The organism is Pseudomonas sp. EL_65y_Pfl1_R83 (genome assembly GCF_963970695.1).
GTDB lineage: Bacteria > Pseudomonadota > Gammaproteobacteria > Pseudomonadales > Pseudomonadaceae > Aquipseudomonas > Aquipseudomonas tritici.
Genome location: NZ_CAXAQI010000159.1, coordinates 1 through 581, shown reverse-complemented (window position 1 = coordinate 581; position 581 = coordinate 1). Strand labels below are relative to the sequence as shown.

1 protein-coding gene is annotated in these 581 nt (G+C 65.4%); it reads left to right on the top strand.

Going from position 1 to position 581, the window contains the following annotated elements:
- Positions 1-581: 2-oxoglutarate and iron-dependent oxygenase domain-containing protein (locus tag AACY08_RS28180; protein WP_339472383.1), on the top strand; the 581-nt coding region annotated here is incomplete at both ends.

Genomic DNA, 581 nt, shown 5'->3' with positions numbered 1-581 from the left:
ATGCTCGATACGCCGACTGCTCCCACAACCGCGCAAGTCCCAGCGCTTTCGCTCAACGACGAAGCCGCCGATCCAGTCGCCTTTGCGGCCGCGCTCGGCGGGTCGTTCGAGCGATTTGGCTTTGCCGTCGTCGCAGATCATGGCGTTCCCGCCGATCTGATCGCGCAGGCATGGGCGATGACCGAGGCCTTCTTCGCGCTGCCCGAGGACACGAAACGCGCCTATTTCGTCGCAGGCGGCGGCGGCGCGCGCGGCTACACGCCGTTCAAGACCGAGATCGCCAAGGGCGCGAGCCATGTCGACCTGAAGGAATTCTTGCATAGCGGTCGCGAGCTGGCCAAGGGCCACCGCTTCGAGGCGCAAATGTCCCCCAACATCTGGCCCGACCAGCCCGAGGGCTTCCGCGAGACCTTTATCGAACTGTTCGCGGCCTTCGATACCGCGGGCGATCGCTTGCTCTCGGCGATTGCGCGCCATTTGGGTTTGAGCCCCGACTGGTTCGATCATGCCGTAAAGGACGGCAATTCGGTGCTGCGTCTGCTGCATTACCCCCCCGTCCCCGCCGACGCCCCGGAGGTCCG